The organism is Alteribacillus bidgolensis (assembly GCF_002886255.1).
Taxonomy (GTDB): Bacteria; Bacillota; Bacilli; order Bacillales; family Marinococcaceae; genus Alteribacillus; species Alteribacillus bidgolensis.
In genome coordinates this window covers 2,483,238-2,498,278 of sequence record NZ_KZ614149.1, presented here as the reverse complement: position 1 = coordinate 2,498,278, position 15,041 = coordinate 2,483,238, and the positions used below count along the sequence as shown (strand labels likewise).

Annotated in this window: 16 protein-coding genes and 2 pseudogenes; 5 read left to right on the top strand and 13 right to left on the bottom strand. The window is 40.1% G+C overall.

Translation table 11 applies throughout. The annotated features are described in order from the left end of the window. Window positions 1–128 precede the first annotated feature (128 nt). From moaD to moaA, 6 genes are read right to left on the bottom strand one after another with little or no spacing between them, the layout of a single operon-like run. The gene (moaD, locus tag CEF16_RS12505) at window positions 129–365 is read right to left on the bottom strand and encodes a molybdopterin converting factor subunit 1 (protein WP_425427985.1); all 237 of its coding nucleotides are present in this window, start codon (window positions 363–365) and stop codon (window positions 129–131) included. After that, window positions 355–831, bottom strand: a complete 477-nt coding sequence (locus CEF16_RS12500) for a molybdenum cofactor biosynthesis protein MoaE (protein ID WP_091584012.1) — start codon at window positions 829–831, stop codon at window positions 355–357. The genes moaD and CEF16_RS12500 overlap by 11 nt, the downstream gene beginning before the upstream one ends. Then, entirely contained in the window at window positions 824–1,351 is a 528-nt protein-coding gene (gene mobB, locus CEF16_RS12495; protein WP_170031903.1) for a molybdopterin-guanine dinucleotide biosynthesis protein B, read from the bottom strand. Before mobB ends, CEF16_RS12500 begins: the two co-directional genes overlap by 8 nt. Beyond that, window positions 1,321–2,610, bottom strand: a complete 1,290-nt coding sequence (locus CEF16_RS12490) for a molybdopterin molybdotransferase MoeA (RefSeq protein ID WP_091584018.1) — start codon at window positions 2,608–2,610, stop codon at window positions 1,321–1,323. The genes mobB and CEF16_RS12490 overlap by 31 nt, the downstream gene beginning before the upstream one ends. A gap of 5 nt (window positions 2,611–2,615) precedes the next feature. Continuing rightward, window positions 2,616–3,644 carry a MoeB/ThiF family adenylyltransferase gene (locus CEF16_RS12485; protein WP_091584020.1) on the bottom strand — a complete coding sequence of 343 codons (1,029 nt, stop codon included), beginning with the start codon at window positions 3,642–3,644 and terminating at the stop codon, window positions 2,616–2,618. Between the two features lie 22 nt (window positions 3,645–3,666). Further along, a complete protein-coding gene (gene moaA / locus CEF16_RS12480) occupies window positions 3,667–4,683 on the bottom strand; it encodes a GTP 3',8-cyclase MoaA (protein ID WP_091584023.1) in 1,017 nt (338 codons plus the stop codon). A 523-nt stretch (window positions 4,684–5,206) separates the two neighbouring features. Here moaA and CEF16_RS12475 point away from each other — a divergent pair. Next, window positions 5,207–5,530, top strand: a pseudogene (locus tag CEF16_RS12475) (hypothetical protein); the annotation flags it as partial. Window positions 5,531–5,650: 120 nt separating this feature from the next. Here the strand turns inward: CEF16_RS12475 and CEF16_RS12470 are convergent. After that, window positions 5,651–5,890, bottom strand: a complete 240-nt coding sequence (locus tag CEF16_RS12470) for a DUF362 domain-containing protein (protein ID WP_091584028.1) — start codon at window positions 5,888–5,890, stop codon at window positions 5,651–5,653. Between the two features lie 381 nt (window positions 5,891–6,271). Between CEF16_RS12470 and CEF16_RS12460 the strand changes: the two genes are divergently transcribed. Then, entirely contained in the window at window positions 6,272–8,059 is a 1,788-nt protein-coding gene (locus CEF16_RS12460; RefSeq protein ID WP_170031900.1) for an SLC13 family permease, read from the top strand. 20 nt (window positions 8,060–8,079) lie between these two features. Continuing rightward, complete coding sequence (locus CEF16_RS25320; RefSeq protein WP_091584109.1) at window positions 8,080–8,337, top strand: S-layer homology domain-containing protein; 258 nt, start codon at window positions 8,080–8,082, stop codon at window positions 8,335–8,337. Window positions 8,338–8,633: 296 nt separating this feature from the next. On the opposite strand, the gene CEF16_RS12450 is transcribed toward CEF16_RS25320, so the two are convergent. Next, entirely contained in the window at window positions 8,634–9,089 is a 456-nt protein-coding gene (locus CEF16_RS12450) for a single-stranded DNA-binding protein (RefSeq protein WP_091584033.1), read from the bottom strand. A gap of 19 nt (window positions 9,090–9,108) precedes the next feature. Beyond that, complete coding sequence (locus tag CEF16_RS12445) at window positions 9,109–9,675, bottom strand: transposase (protein ID WP_091584036.1); 567 nt, start codon at window positions 9,673–9,675, stop codon at window positions 9,109–9,111. A gap of 505 nt (window positions 9,676–10,180) precedes the next feature. Here CEF16_RS12445 and CEF16_RS12440 point away from each other — a divergent pair. After that, window positions 10,181–11,134 (top strand): S-layer homology domain-containing protein, encoded by a 954-nt coding sequence (locus CEF16_RS12440; RefSeq protein ID WP_170031896.1) that lies wholly within the window; start codon window positions 10,181–10,183, stop codon window positions 11,132–11,134. A 22-nt stretch (window positions 11,135–11,156) separates the two neighbouring features. Further along, window positions 11,157–12,041, top strand: a complete 885-nt coding sequence (gene galU, locus CEF16_RS12435; protein WP_091584043.1) for a UTP--glucose-1-phosphate uridylyltransferase GalU — start codon at window positions 11,157–11,159, stop codon at window positions 12,039–12,041. 331 nt (window positions 12,042–12,372) lie between these two features. On the opposite strand, the pseudogene CEF16_RS24430 reads toward galU, so the two are convergent. The 4 genes and pseudogenes from CEF16_RS24430 to CEF16_RS12415 all read right to left on the bottom strand — a co-directional run. Then, window positions 12,373–12,661 (bottom strand): annotated as a pseudogene (locus tag CEF16_RS24430) (transposase); the annotation flags it as partial. 38 nt (window positions 12,662–12,699) lie between these two features. Then, window positions 12,700–12,960: a helix-turn-helix domain-containing protein gene (locus tag CEF16_RS12425; protein WP_096241750.1), complete on the bottom strand. Its 261-nt coding sequence runs from the start codon at window positions 12,958–12,960 to the stop codon at window positions 12,700–12,702. A gap of 73 nt (window positions 12,961–13,033) precedes the next feature. After that, entirely contained in the window at window positions 13,034–13,714 is a 681-nt protein-coding gene (locus tag CEF16_RS12420; protein WP_091580781.1) for a DUF4956 domain-containing protein, read from the bottom strand. 352 nt (window positions 13,715–14,066) lie between these two features. Beyond that, entirely contained in the window at window positions 14,067–14,846 is a 780-nt protein-coding gene (locus tag CEF16_RS12415) for a polyphosphate polymerase domain-containing protein (protein WP_091580784.1), read from the bottom strand. Window positions 14,847–15,041 lie beyond the last annotated feature (195 nt).

The following is a 15,041-nucleotide window of genomic DNA, read 5'->3' as shown; positions in this document are numbered from 1 at the left end:
GGAAAATAGAGGAAATATTCTCCGCTTCAATCACCATCGCTCTAGCTTCATGCAATGGTAAAATTGAAAGAAAAAGAAGGCATGGAGAAATTTGACCTCCATACCTTTTTTAATGGGTGTACTTGATCTCATCCGCCGCTCACTGGCGGGATTAATGCTACGGTATCTCCTTCTTTAAGCACTTCTGATCCATCAGCATAATCTTCATTCACTGCAGCCATGGTTTGATCAAGAGAATGCAAACCGTGCTCTTTTTCCAGCCACTGCTTTAACTGATTGACGGTTAAGCCAGCTTTTTCTATATTTAAACTATCTTTACCGATTTCTTCCTGCAAGCGGGCAAAAAATAATATTTTAATCATCATTTGCTCCTTTCGGGGGGTTTCCTTCTGGATACGGGGTTTTTTCTAATTGATCACCTATCCAGGCTGAGCCATCATCCCAATACTCTTTTTTCCAAATAGGGACAATTTGTTTTATGCGCTCAATAATGTATTCATTAGCTTCATATGCTGTTTTCCGGTGAGGAGAGGATACCGCAATGACGACAGCAGCATCGGAAATTTCTAACGTTCCTGTACGATGTGTAATCGCACTCATTGCATTCGGCCATTTTTCTTGTACTTCTTTATCAATTTGCTCCAGCATTTTTTCGGCCATGTCTTTATAAGCCTGATATTCTAAGCGAAGAGTTCGTTTGCCGTCAGTAAATTCACGAACCGTTCCGATAAATGTAGTAATAGCTCCGCACTCACGGCGCGTTACTTTCTGAATAACACTTTCTGTTGATATAGGGTGATCCGTTACCTCAAAACGTTTCTCTTTATTCATCTTGTCTTCTCACCTTTTGAAAAATATAATCAATATATTCGGCATCGTCTTGCATAAAGAAATGCCGTACCGGGAGACGTCTTTTCTCATCAGTGTTCTTATAATGAGAAATAGCGCAAATTACGTTTGTACACTGGTCTAGAAGGAGTTCATCTTCTTGATTACGCAATAGTACTATTTTTGGATAAGCAGCATTTTTGTAGCCTTCTACAAAAATAATATCAGGGTGAAAATGATGATATAATTCAATGATTTCTTCTAGGTCCCACCGCGTTTTTGAAGCTTGCAGCTGCAGCATCCCGCTTCCTTCTACAGAGGAAAGGAAGGCCCCAGCCTCCTGGTGGCGGCAGCTGTCTTTATCGGCCCTCTCTTTTGCTGGTTCTCCGCCGTGGCCATGATGTTTTACCGAGGCTGCTTGAAGGCCGAGACAGCTGCTTTTTTTTATTAACTTTTCCATAAATGTCGTTTTTCCGCTGTTCTTGTAACCAATTATTTGTAAGACGGGACAATGTTGGCCCATGGCCATTCACTTCCTTGCTCATCGTCGATCAGTAAAATGTCCACAATCATTCCTTTTTCATACCCGCGTGTGCCTCCAGGGAGAACAATAAAAGCAGACGCTTCGGCAAGAGAAGTGACAGAACCTGATTTATCAAGACCAGCAGGAACCGCTTGATATTGACCGTCTTCATCGAACAGTTTGGCACGAACAAAGCGTGTGAACGGGTTAGGCTTTGGAAAGCTCGTGCCTAATACAGCTTTAGATTTTCTTAGATGGGGTTTGTTAGTAAATAAAGAATGACGGACAATCGGACGAACAAAAAGCTCAAAGCCAACATAGCAGGCAGATGGATTCCCAGATAAACCGTAAATAAGCTTGTCTTCCATAGCAGCAATGGTGGTAACGCTGCCTGGCCGCATTCCTACTTTATTAAATAACACAGAAGCATTTAATTCTTTTAAAATAGCAGGCATGTAGTCATAATCACCGACGGATACACCGCCTGTCGTTATTAATAAGTCTACTTCCGCCAGGGCGTCTTGAACTGCACGCAGGCAATCATCAAAATCATCGCTGAATTTGCCAAAATACTTCGGTTCTGCACCTGCTTTTTCAATTTGTGCCATAATCATATAGGCATTGCTGTTACGAATTTTCCCCGGCTGCAAGGGCTCCTTGACTTCTAAAAGTTCACTGCCTGTAGCAATGATACCAACAACAGGTTTTTTGGCAGCGGGGACTTTATCATATCCAAATGTAGCAAGTAATGCACTGATGCCCGGTGTAATGCAGGTGCCTTTATCGATGAGAGATGTTCCTGCTTTCGTATCTTCGCCTTGAAAGGATATATTGTCACCGGCTTTAAAAGACCGTTTGATCTCGATATAGCTGTTATTATTATCTTTTTTCTCTTTAACAAGTTCTAGCATAACTACAGCATTGCAGCTGTCGGGAATTTGGGCTCCGGTCATAATCCGTACGGCTTGTCCTTGTTTGACTTCATTTTCAAATACAGAGCCGGCACCGATTTCACCGATCACTTCGAGTACCGCCGGCTTTTCCTGGGATGCCTCGGTTGTATCTTCGGCAATAATAGCAAATCCGTCATAAGGAGAGCGATCAAACGATGGTACGTCATGATCGGCTTTTAAATCTTCAGCCAAAAAACGGCCATGTGCTTTTTCTAGCGGAACCCATTCTTTTTCTTGTCTTTTTTTATAATTCATGACACGCTCCACAGCTTCAGCAACCGGGAGGGGCATTCGTTTTTCTACCATACTCTCTACTCCTTTTCTTTTGCGATAAAGCGGTGATATAAATGTTTGGCTTTGTCAATTTCTTTGGTTCCATGGATAAGTACGCGTCCATCTTGAAAAATGGCAAGTCTGCAGTCACTTAATGTGCATATTAAAATATAACTGTTTTTTCTAACATTTCCATGTTGTTTGAGCTCGCTGGCAAGCGCGTTAAAATCGTATTCTTTTTTCTCCGGTGGCCGGATTTGAACGGTATTTCGTCCGCACAATACCTCAAGCCTTGTATCTTGTTCGTGGACTAGGTATGGGTAGGTTCTCTCTTTGCCGCAGGAAGGGCAGTCTGTTTTCTTTACCTTGTCGGTGCGGATCGATTGCTGCTGGGTGTTCCACACATCAAATAACAGCAATGTCCTACGCAATGACTCTTCTTGATCTGTAAGTATTTTTAATGCTTCGGTGGTTTGATGGGCGGATGTCATCTGTACGGCAGGAGCAATGATGCCGGACGTTTCACAGCTCATACTGCTGCTAGGGATGGTGGAAAGAATGCATTGCAAGCAAGGTGTCTTTTCGGGCAGAAACGTATAAGACATTCCAAAACTCCCTGCAAAAGCACCAAAAATCCACGGAACTCGGTATTTCTGCGAAAGGTCATTTATAATGAAACGAATATCAAAGTTATCGCTTCCATCAATAACAACATCAGCACCTTGAACTAACTTTTCCAGATTATCGGCTTTGGCGTCGAGTACATATGCTTTTACCGTTGTGTCTTTATTAATACTTTGCAGCCGGTTTTTGGCTGCGATAGCTTTTGGATGGTTATGTTCGGCATCAGCTTCGGTGTATAATTGCTGTCTGTGAAGATTACTCCATTCCACAAAATCTCTGTCTATTATAGTAAGGGTACCGACACCAGCACGGACGAGAGTCTCTGCACTTGCGCTTCCAAGGGCTCCAGCTCCAAGAACGAGCACATGTTTTTCCTGGAGCCGCTTTTGCCCTTCTTTTCCGATTCCGGAGAAAAGTTCTTGTCTTGAGTAACGAGTATCCATCGGCCCTTTCCTCCTTATTTGTCTATCCGCCTATATAAGACATTTCAATTTTCTTTCGTTTTTTTACGGTTTCTTCCGTTCTTTCCTCAGAATATCTGTCGCTGCGGTTGGTCCAGATCGAAGTCAGGTAGTGTTCTAATTCTTCGGTAGAGGCACCGTTTCTAAGGAAAGCACGTAAATCATGGCCTGATTCGGCAAACAGACAAGTGTAGAGTTTCCCGTCTGCTGAAATACGTGCCCGAGTACAGCTCGAACAAAACGCATCAGAGACAGAAGAGATAAACCCAACTTCCACATCACTGTCTTTATAACGGTACCTTGACGCTACTTCTCCAAAATAAGCTTTTTTTACTGGAATTAATGGAGCAATATCAGTCAGCTTTTCATAAATTTCTTTTTTGGTTACCACATCAGAAAAGTTCCAGCCGTTCGTTTGACCGACATCCATATATTCAATAAAACGGAGAGTGATGCCTTTAGCTTTGCAATATTCTGCCAGAGGACGGATTTGTCCGTCATTGACTCCTTTTTTTACGACCATGTTTACTTTTACCTGCAGGCCGGCTGACAAAGCAGCATCGATACCTTTAAATACTGCTTTCGGTTTTACATTTCTGCCGTTCATGGTCTGAAAAACCTTTTCTTCTATTGCATCAAGGCTGACATTTACTCTATGCAAACCGGCTTCCTTTAAGGCTTTTGCCTGTTTAATCAAGTATACGCCGTTTGTCGTTAAACCAATATCATGGATTCCTTCTAATTCTGATAATTGTTCTATTAAAAGAGGGAGGTCTTTTCGCATTAACGGTTCACCGCCGGTAATACGAATTTTTTCTGCTCCTAGTTTTGTAAATTGTTCTGCCAGACGAAGGATTTCATCAAAGGAAAGCAGCTCATTTTCTGGCATGAACGGATAATCATCGCCGAATATTTCTTTAGGCATACAGTAGGAACAGCGAAAATTGCAACGATCTATGACAGAAATACGCAAATCGCGTAAAGGACGGTTTAACGTGTCTGTGATAACATTTCTTTTCATTATTTCCCTCCTAAGAGGATTAATTAGTAATACAAGACTAGGATGACAAGACGAAGGTGAGTGTATTACCTATATATTGTGATCATTCATAGGTTCTTAGGTGCCATTTTATCATAAAAACTTGTCCTGTTAAGGAAAGGAGACATTTTATCGATGATCAGCATATGAGAAACTGCAGTTTTTTAGCATTTCGATGTGATGACACCCAAAAATGTAAATCTTTTCTTTCTTTTCTTTCTGCTTTATTCCTATCTTATTTACAAATTTCCACATAATGAAATATTTTCCCCTAAATTTTTTGTCATTGTATATGAAAGATTCCTAATTAGCAAGTCATTATTTTTATTATTAGGAAAACTCGGCTTCCGCCATTTGGACTTGGCGGTAAGCCAAGTTTTTCTAACACAAGAAAACACGAGAGCTAATTAATTGGCTATATTATTACACTTGGCTCCGCTTTAGGGTTTGGGGTCGGACAGGCAGTTAGAAAGCAGGCTATTATTTTTTACGAAATCCTTTTGCTGGGGCATTTATTGGAGCAGCTGTTGATTTTGTTAGTGCTTTCATTATCGCTTATTGGAAAAAAAGAAATATAATAGAAATTTTGAAAATGAACGTTAATATTCGAAATAAATTTTACATTTTAGGTGGTTTGTCCACGAGTTTTGCTTTACTAAGTTTCTTTATCGCTGTACAAAAAATAAATGTTGCCTATGTTGGCGCTATATTAGCGGTAGATCCTATTTTAACCGTTCTTTTATCAAGAATATTTTTTATCACGCTCCATTTAATAGGATGTGCTGCTCTTATTTTTGTAGGAGCAGGAATTATTTCTCTTACAGGATAATTTTTTGGTGATTTCGGCGGAAAGCCCTAGTCTTTACTTATATTTTATTCCGTTAGAAAAAATAAATTTTCTTAAAGCATAAAAAAGAGCCTGGAGATAAGAGAATCCAGGCTCTTTCTGTTAACTCGTGCCGTAAAACTCTTTAGCCTTCTCTAAAAATGGCTCTGTTTCAGGCGTGAGTTCGGTATCTTCTACAATAGCCTCAACCGGGCAGACGACAATACAAGCGCCGCAATCAATGCATACGTCAGGGTCGATATAGAATTGATCTTCGCCTTCTTCAATGCAATCGACCGGGCAAACTTCTACACAGTCACCGGCTTTTTCCTCAATACAAGGTGAGGTAATAACAAAAGCCATATGCTCCACCTCCTTTTTAAGTGGCCCATGTGTCTAAATTTCTTGGTGTGTACAATAGGCAAAATTGCAGCTGTTTATTCAGTATCTTCTATATTTTTTATTTCATTCCTGCTAAATTCGTCGAAATTTTTTATTCTGATTTATAGTGTATCAAAGAGCCTGAAAATCTACAAAGTCAGTTTTTTTAAAAATAAACTGCTGCACGATTATATGCGGTGGAAGCTGAAAAAATTTAAAGTAATTTTATTTTTTGAGTGATTAATATTTACAATTCCGATAAGAAAGGTATAATATAATATTAAAGTTTATAAAACCTATCAAATTACTTTGTTTAATTACATATATATAGTACACAGGGATATGAAAGCGGGGGTGATGGTGATGACGTGGGAGATGGCAGTAACCGGTATCGTTATTCTAGCGATGATGGGAGCTTTAATTAAAGAAGCAGCACGCCCTGAAGTTATTTTGCTTACTGCGCTTTTTGTACTCCTTTTAACGGGTATTCTTACCCCTGCACAAGCGGTGCAAGGGTTTTACAACCAAGGGATGCTTACGATTGGTTTGCTATGTATTGTTGCCGGCGCGGTACAAAAAAGCGGATTAGTGGAAAGGTTTGTGGAAAATGTTTTAAATAACGGCCATAGTCCAAGACAATCCTTGCTTCGTATTATGGTGCCTTCTTCCCTTTTTTCCGGTGTGTTGAATAACACGCCGATTGTGGCGGCTTTCACCCCATACGTCCGCCAATGGTGTGAAAAACATGACGTTGCACCTTCTAAATTTTTACTGCCGATTTCGTTTGCAACCATTGCCGGCGGCACGATGACGCTGATTGGGACGTCTACTAATTTGGTTGTCCACGGCATGCTGATTGAAAGAGGGTTTGCAGGCTTTTCTTTTTTTCAACTTGCGATTATCGGCGTGCCCATTACGTTGTTTTTAATTGTGTTCATGATTGGAATTGGGCTCAGAATGCTTCCAAATCGAGTACCTACCATGCCATATTATAATACAGATAAAAACCAAAAACGCTTTTCAGCGGAAATGGTAGTAGAGCCGAATGGGGATTTTGCGGGAAAAACCATTAAACAAGCAGGCCTGCATCAAAAAAATGGGGTGGAGCTGCTTGGAATTGTACGAAAAGGTAAAGTTTTAGAGAATTATTCTTCGTCTTTTAAACTTAAAGCACATGATTATTTGCTATTGATCGGCAGTTTAAACGACATTGCTTACTTAGAGGGCCGGGATGGACTTCAATTAGATACAGGTGCAGCGTATCAGCTTGATGGCCTGCGCCAAGGAGAGAGCCAGCTTTTAGAAGTAGTGGTAACTCATTATTCTTCTCTGTTATTTAAAAAAATGAAAGATACGTTATTTCCTCAGCAATTTGACGCAGCGATTGTCGGAGTTCACCGCTACGATGACCAGCATGTACAGCGGATGGAAGAAATTACGATTAAACCTGGTGATACACTGTTGCTATTGGCAGGACCTGACTTTGAAAATAGAACGAGTACAAGAAATGAATTCACGATATTACGAACGAATAAAAGCAGCAATCCCTTTCAACCTTTTCCGGCGTGGAAAAGATTTCTGCCAATTATCCTTTTCGGTATGATGATCGTGTTGGCAGCAGCTCAAATCATTTCTATTTTTACAGCAGCAGCTGTGACAGTTATGCTGTTATTGGTATTAAACATTTTACCAGTTCGAGAAATGAAAAATTATATCCCATTTCAAGTGCTGATTGTCATATCAGCAGCTTTTGGAATTGGGGAAGCCATGTTGAAAACAGGGGCCGCTACTTATTTAGCAGAAATGATGCTGCAATGGATGGCACCATTTGGGTTGATAGGAATATTTATACTGCTCTACGTGTTAACCAATATATTGACCGAAGTTATTACGAATAACGCAGCTGCTATTATTATGCTTCCAGTAGCTATAGAAACGGCAGCGATTTTGGGCATTCAAATCACACCGCTTGCTGTTATCGTAGCGATTGCTGCATCAGCAAGTTTTATTACCCCGATCGGTTATCAGACCAATTTGTTTGTTTATGGACAAGGAGGCTACCGATTTATTGATTTTATGAAAATCGGGATTCCTGTCAGTTTGATGGTTATGGCCATTACGGTATCCATTACATGGACGGTTTGGGGTTAATGCAATAATTTGAAAAGTTAATCGAATTTACTCCTCGAGCATTAGACATCACAGGGTTTGAAGAAGAAAAACTGGACGAACATAAATCGATAGCTTCTTTTGACGACACAGATAGAATTGGAGATTGGGCGAAAGAAGATGTAGAACGATTAGTTCAAGCAGGGATTATCAGCGGCCGTGAAGACGGCACTATCTTTGATCCAAAAACAGGTACCACCCGTGCTCAGATGGCCAAAATGCTGGATGAATACCTGAAATTTGTAAACTTCAGCAACTAAACGTAGTAATGTAAAAGGATGCCTCCCTTAGCTTTTGCTTGGGGAGGTTTGTATGTTTCCGCTCCCCTTTATGATACAAGCTCCCCGGCTTTCTCGAATGTTCACCCAGTAAGGTGTTTTCGCTTTCGCCGCTCATGCAGAAGAGCCTTTAATGTACTTTTTTCATCTCATATATAAATAAGCCTCTGGCAACAGGCAGACCAGAGGCATTACAATTGGAGGGACTATAGGAGAAGTAAAACGAGGATAATAGAAGACACCTGTTTCTGAAGGCAAAATTGTTATGATATTTCTGTTTACTGAGGCGTGTTCGTTTCTCTTACATTCATCACGGGAACGTTTTCTGTAGGGGCAAGCGGAGTTTGAACACCATCCCGGCTGTTCTTATCGACTGGAGACGCTTCAGGTGAAGCGGCAGGGGACTGTTGATTGGAATTTAGTTTAAGTAAGCGAACTTGATCGGCATTCACTTCTACAACCTGAATGCGTTTTTGATCTTTATTTTCATAAATTCTCGTATGGATTCTGCCGTTCACTCCAACAAGAGCACCTTTATGACAGTAAAGTGCGGTGTTTTCTGCTTGTTTTCTCCAGACAGTAATCGGGACGAAATCAGCATCAAAATCTCCTTGCATATTACGAAATGATCGCTGCACCGCTAAGGTGAAGTTGCAGACAGCTGTACCGTCTTTGGTATAGGTTACTTCTGGGTCGCGAGTAAAACGGCCTACAATCGTGACCTGGTTAAACATAAAAAGCTCCTCTCTGGCTCTACAGGATTTCTTCCCTCATAAAATTGAATAAAAATTCTTCAAAGTGCTGGTGTTTTGGAGATGGGAAAAGCTGCAGTGTTCGATCTAGTGTCAGCAGGGGGTGTAAAGGTTCTTCTTCAGGTTGAGGAGAAAGGTAATCTCGAGCACTGCTCCAACGGTAGTGTAATAGACGATTCACATTTTTTTCACGAAGGGGGGTAAGGTGAATATACTGTGAACTTTCAAAAAAATGCGTTTCATCCTTGATCGGTTCAGAAAGGTACCTTCCTTGAAACACATGGCCGTGTAACTGGTGCCTCCGGTTAAAGTACATGGCATAATTTGTCTGCAGCCGATGCATTAGTGTAGACAAGTCTGTTTTAAATGTTTCTATTAATAAATCAATTTTGTTAGGGAGTAGACAATAAGCATGCAGGTCAAAGCCGCAATCTGCTTTTATTTTTGTTAATAGATAGATGTAGTGGGAATAATCTTTTTCATCATAGAATAGCTGAGAGTTTCTAATTCCCTTAGCTTCTATGCGGTACGTAAGTCCTGGGAACCAGATCCGTTCTTGACGGGGCACGCTTTAACACCACCTTTAGGATGATAAACAAGACAATGAGAAGACCCATCATAAGATGGGAGGTAAAGTTAATAAGAGGGGGCTGTAAGCTTAGGGGGTTAGCTTACAAAAGATTAGGCAGTAAAACGTTAACGGTCCTCCTTTCGGAATGGAGTAACCTAAATATACCAGATAAATAGGATAAAATCACTACTTTTTTTTTACAATTTTATGAGGGGCCAGGCCCTCCCCAAAATCCCATAATGTGAAAAGCCCAGGAATGATCATCTTTCATAAGCTTTATGGGAATTGTCTGGGATATTTGGCCGTAAATCGGGAAGATCCGAAACATTGCTCGACTTTTTTTCTGTGAAGGTAGCAAGCGCAATGCTAGAAACGATATAATGAAAAAGGATTACAGCTTTTAGGAGGTGGGGAAACAATCTTAAACCGAAGATTTAACAGCATTACGAATACTAACAGCCGCAGTATTGTACTATCGTTTTGTAAAATGGCAATCGCAGCTATGACCGTAAGTTCTTTATTGTACATAAGTGAAGCTGACTTTCATATAGGGTCATTCGAGCCTAGTAAGGCAAATGCTCAATCCGCTGGCTTTCCAGATGTCAATGAAAGGTACTGGGCCTATGAAGAAATAACCTGGGCAGATGAATCCGGACTGATGACCGGTTATAAAGATGGCAGCTTCGGGCCGGGAGATGAAATGACGGAGGCTCAGTTTGTGACCATCCTTCAGCGGTATTTTAACCTTGAAACTAGCGAAGGAGAAAACAGCCATTGGTCTCAGCCATCCTATCAAGCGCTCTCTAATTCTTTGTTAAGAATGCCTGGTTTGCGTAATGATTCGGTTAAAAACAGAGAAGTGACCCGCGGTATTATCAGCCAGGCGCTTGCTCATTCTCAAGGCCAGGAACCAGGCTTAGAGAAATCTGTAGCATGGATGTTTAAAGAAGACTTGACGACAGGACGACAAGACGGAAGCACACAAACTGAACGTTATGATGTCAATGGCAAATTGACTCGCGCCCAGGCAGCAGTGTTCCTCAAACGCCTGCATGACAGTCAATTCACGCAATGGCGGGGTGAAATATTACTAGATATGACACCAGAAGGTTCAAATGTTTACACAGAAAAAGTCCGTTCGTTGTATAGTGAAGCAGGAGTAACCCTGTATGCACGTGACAACAGCAGTTTTGCAACCGCAGATCCTGAATACTATCATTTATTTCAAGCTTATCAAGGAGAGCGCAGGGAATATGTCATATCACGGACAACCGAGTCTAATTTTGAACTAGCTTCTAAGGCTGCAGAAGCACTCGGAGCTCCGCTTTCAGCAGATGATATATTTAATGCATTAAAACAGGCAGAACAAACAGAAGAAGTTCAGCAGCTTGGAGAAATAGAAATCAATCCTCGTCCTAGTGATATATTTATGTTGTGGGACGAACAGGAAGAGTAAACGAAACGGGGAGTGAATCTTTGTGAAAGTAAAAAAAGCAATTATACCAGCAGCAGGGCTTGGAACAAGATTTTTACCAGCAACAAAGGCTCAGCCGAAAGAAATGCTTCCCATTGTAGATAAGCCGACGATTCAATATATTGTCGAGGAAGCAATTGAATCTGGTATTGAGGATATTATTATTGTCAGCGGGCGCGGTAAACGTGCGATCGAAGACCATTTTGACAAGTCATATGAATTAGAAGAAACATTGTCTAAAAAGAAAAAATGGTCACAGCTCGAAGAAGTACAAGCCATTTCAAACATGGCAAACATCCATTATATTCGGCAGAAAGAACCAAAAGGGTTAGGACATGCCATTGCTTGTGCAAGCAGCTTTGTGGGAAATGAACCGTTTGCGGTACTGCTTGGGGACGATATAGTAAAATCAGAAAAACCATGCTTAAGGCAGCTGATTGAAACGTTTGAGCGGTATCACTCTTCTGTAGTAGGGGTGCAGCAGGTGCCAGATGAAGATGTTTCAAAGTACGGAATTGTGGAGCCAAAAGGACAAGAAATAGAGGAAGGTGTTCTGCATCTTGAGGATTTAAAAGAAAAACCTCCGCTAGAAGAAGCACCTTCTAACTATGCGATTATGGGCCGTTATGTGCTGCGTCCGGAAATCTTTGAGATTTTACAACAGCTTCCGCCAGGCTCAGGCAACGAAATTCAATTAACAGATGCGATTAAAGAATTAAATCAAAAGCAAGCTGTGCTGGCTTATCAATTCGGCGGTGTCCGCTACGACGTGGGCGATAAGTTTGGTTTTATTAAAGCTACCCTTGACTTTGCCCTACACCGTGACGATTTAAAAGAACCACTGGAAGCATATTTGAAAGAATCCTTAGAAGCCCATACAAGGAAGTAACAAAAAAAGCCTGATTTCGGGGGTGTCCCAAAATCAGGTTTTTTTTCGCTGTTAAGAAAGCATAGGTTTTATTGGTAAACAGTATAAGCTGAACTGTGGAGTGAACGTACGTGACATACGAATGCCGCGTACCGCACTGAGTTGTACTTTTTTCAACGAAATAACACACTCCTCCGACCAAAACGTCACTTCCTAGGCGTCAGGGTGTACATTTTTAGTAGAAGTTCGGTTAGTTAACAAGCCGATAATATGAAGTCGTTGCCAAAAATACTATGAAACATATAAAAAAGAACCGTTTTTTGAGGTGACCCCCAAAAGTTAGAGTTTTATATTAAGCAGCTAATTGGCAAGTATGAATCCGGTATTGAACTGGACTCATACCTGTCAATTTTTGCTTTATACGCTTGTTATTATAATAATCGATATTGTTCTTCAATTTTCTTTTTTAAATCTTCATATGAGGATCGTGCCTCACCGTGATACATCTCTTGTTTTAATAGACCGAAGAAGTTCTCCATAGGAGAATTATCTATACAGTTACCTTTCCGCGACATACTCTGAAACACATTATTTTTCTTTAGTGTCTTAACCCAACTTCTATGTTGATAATGCCACCCTTGAGCCATGAACTTATCATTGGAGGGTTTGTTATACCAAACTAAAGGGCTGTTTCCGTTTCTGAAGAACCTGTTCTCTTCATAAAGCTTAATACATCCAGCTTGAATTGAACAGAATAAACTTTCTTTTGTCGTATCCTTTTTAATCCTTCTATCCCAAATTTCTCGTATAGTTTCACCCACCTTTTAATTGGTGAACTGTTTGTCATGCAATGCTTCTTAGCCAACATGTCATATCCCAAATAACCCTCTTGATATTCTCTTACTACCATTAACTTAAATTGTTCACTATATTTAGCCATAAAGAAACACCCCAAAAGTTAGATTTTACTCTAACTTTTGGGGTGCAGTACATTTCTGACGGTTCTTTTCTAGTTAGTTTACCATACCAACGGCAACTTTAAGATTGGAGTTTCTTTCTCGGATCGCATCCATTAAATCTTTGTCGCTGATTCCTTCTTTTTTGGCAATCAAGTAAGTGAGTTGATACATGGTACCGAGGTTCGTCGTTTCTACCATGTTCAGTTGATGATATTCTAAGTATTCTTCAAAAATATCATCAAATACGTTTTCATAATGCATGTTCTCCGGAATCGTTATTTTTAAAGATTTGTATGACCCTTTGATTCCGCCATAGTCGAATACAAATAAAACATAAATTAATATCGATAAAACAATAGTAAACATAACCGCCAGTGCATAAAAGCCGAGTCCGCAGGAAATACCGGCTGCCATGCCAAAAAAGATAAACGCAATATCCTTTGGATCACTCATCGCACTTCTAAAGCGTATAATAGAGAAGGCACCAACTAGACCGAAAGCAACGGCGATGTTATTGCCGATAACAATCATAATAATGGCGACAACAACGGACATAATGATAATCGTATGCACAAAGGATTGAGAGTAGCGTCCGCTTTTATGTGTTTTTTTATACAAAAAGGTAATGATCAAACTAAGTATAAAACTAAGCCCAATAGCAGCAAGGCCTTCTAACACTACTGCTCTGGTGGTTAAATCTGAAAAATCGCGAATTTCATTCATAAATTGATTCATGAGAATTCTCCTCTAAAAAATCCGTGAAATATTGTTAACATTGGTTCATTCTTTACACAAAAGGAGGAGGCTGTCTCAAAAGAAGTCGGCGGAGAGGAATGGGTAGCATTTTCCCTCCGATTCAGCTTTTGAAACAACCCCGTTTGATACTGTTCAAAAAGTATAATCATTATGACCATCATTAAACGTATATGACGTGGCATTTGCAAACTGAGTATTTGTAATAGCATCATCAGTTTATAAATCACTTAGCTGCCGCAAGGGTCTGACCGTATACAAGAATTTTTATTCCATTTTTCATTATAGGTTTTGAAAGCGTTTCTGGCAATATCCTTTATGGCAGTAAGAGCTTTTACACAATTAAAGACTTAAGGTTTTCATTTACAGATTGCTCGCGGGACTGCTGCATTTCTTCCATGAGATCAATACTGGTACAGAATTTAGAAACACTGCGCCGCGGACATTCAAATTCACTTAGCATTCTTGACAGCCAAAAAGGAACACTTTGTGAAACTTTGACTTCCATAACGACTAAGTTAGGATTAACAAAATAAGTGCTCCCCGGACCGTCCTCAATGTGAAGGTTATTATCCCGTGCCATCAAATTATAATCAAAGGTTACGCGCAGATCAGAATCTTCTACACCGTGAAAAGCCTGGCGGTCATAGCTTACCACCACTCGCGGCTTTAATTCGTACAAGCTGCGAAATGATTCTACTTCGTTCATAATCTGCGGGTTAGAAGGTTCATAATCTCGTAAATCACCTTGTTGATTACCATATTTCAAATATTCATAGGCGTCTGCTAATTTTATTTTGGTTCTGCGCTTATTAACCACCTTGTTAAACTTTTGTTTAATTTCCAAAAAGGAAGGGCTGTTTATGGTGGCATCATCATAAATACGGAGACGAAGCTTCTGGCGGAATCTTAATTTATTGCGGGTTTCATAATAAATTTTCTTATCATCGGAATCAAAATAAAGACTTACAATATTGTAACAGCCAAATCCATCACCGAATTTGTCGTAGCGCAATTTACCATTTGCCGTGAGTTGTTTTGCAATTTCCTGGTATTTTTCAAATGGGATAAGATACTTTAATTCATACCTCTGAAAAATTTCATTTGAAAGCATCTTCCTTCACCATCCTTTTAGTAAACCTTTACTGCGTTTATATCGGTATTCCTATTTACATAATTAACAAAACATTAACAAAAGCTTTACAATATTAAAATTATATCATGTATAAATCGATAGTGACATGGTATATGATTCACATTTTTAAATTTTTAGGAAGTGCATAATGAAGCGTCTTTGCTTTGCTGAAAC

Coding starts and splice junctions, on each gene's coding strand:
- moaD (WP_425427985.1), bottom strand. CDS start 365: ATGATGATTAAAATATTATTTTTTGCCCGCTTGCAGGAAGAAATCGGT.
- CEF16_RS12500 (WP_091584012.1), bottom strand. CDS start 831: ATGAATAAAGAGAAACGTTTTGAGGTAACGGATCACCCTATATCAACA.
- mobB (WP_170031903.1), bottom strand. CDS start 1,351: ATGGGCCAACATTGTCCCGTCTTACAAATAATTGGTTACAAGAACAGC.
- CEF16_RS12490 (WP_091584018.1), bottom strand. CDS start 2,610: ATGGTAGAAAAACGAATGCCCCTCCCGGTTGCTGAAGCTGTGGAGCGT.
- CEF16_RS12485 (WP_091584020.1), bottom strand. CDS start 3,644: ATGGATACTCGTTACTCAAGACAAGAACTTTTCTCCGGAATCGGAAAA.
- moaA (WP_091584023.1), bottom strand. CDS start 4,683: ATGAAAAGAAATGTTATCACAGACACGTTAAACCGTCCTTTACGCGAT.
- CEF16_RS12470 (WP_091584028.1), bottom strand. CDS start 5,890: ATGGCTTTTGTTATTACCTCACCTTGTATTGAGGAAAAAGCCGGTGAC.
- CEF16_RS12460 (WP_170031900.1), top strand. CDS start 6,272: ATGACGTGGGAGATGGCAGTAACCGGTATCGTTATTCTAGCGATGATG.
- CEF16_RS12450 (WP_091584033.1), bottom strand. CDS start 9,089: ATGTTTAACCAGGTCACGATTGTAGGCCGTTTTACTCGCGACCCAGAA.
- CEF16_RS12440 (WP_170031896.1), top strand. CDS start 10,181: ATGACCGTAAGTTCTTTATTGTACATAAGTGAAGCTGACTTTCATATA.
- CEF16_RS12425 (WP_096241750.1), bottom strand. CDS start 12,960: ATGGCTAAATATAGTGAACAATTTAAGTTAATGGTAGTAAGAGAATAT.
- CEF16_RS12420 (WP_091580781.1), bottom strand. CDS start 13,714: ATGAATCAATTTATGAATGAAATTCGCGATTTTTCAGATTTAACCACC.
- CEF16_RS12415 (WP_091580784.1), bottom strand. CDS start 14,846: ATGCTTTCAAATGAAATTTTTCAGAGGTATGAATTAAAGTATCTTATC.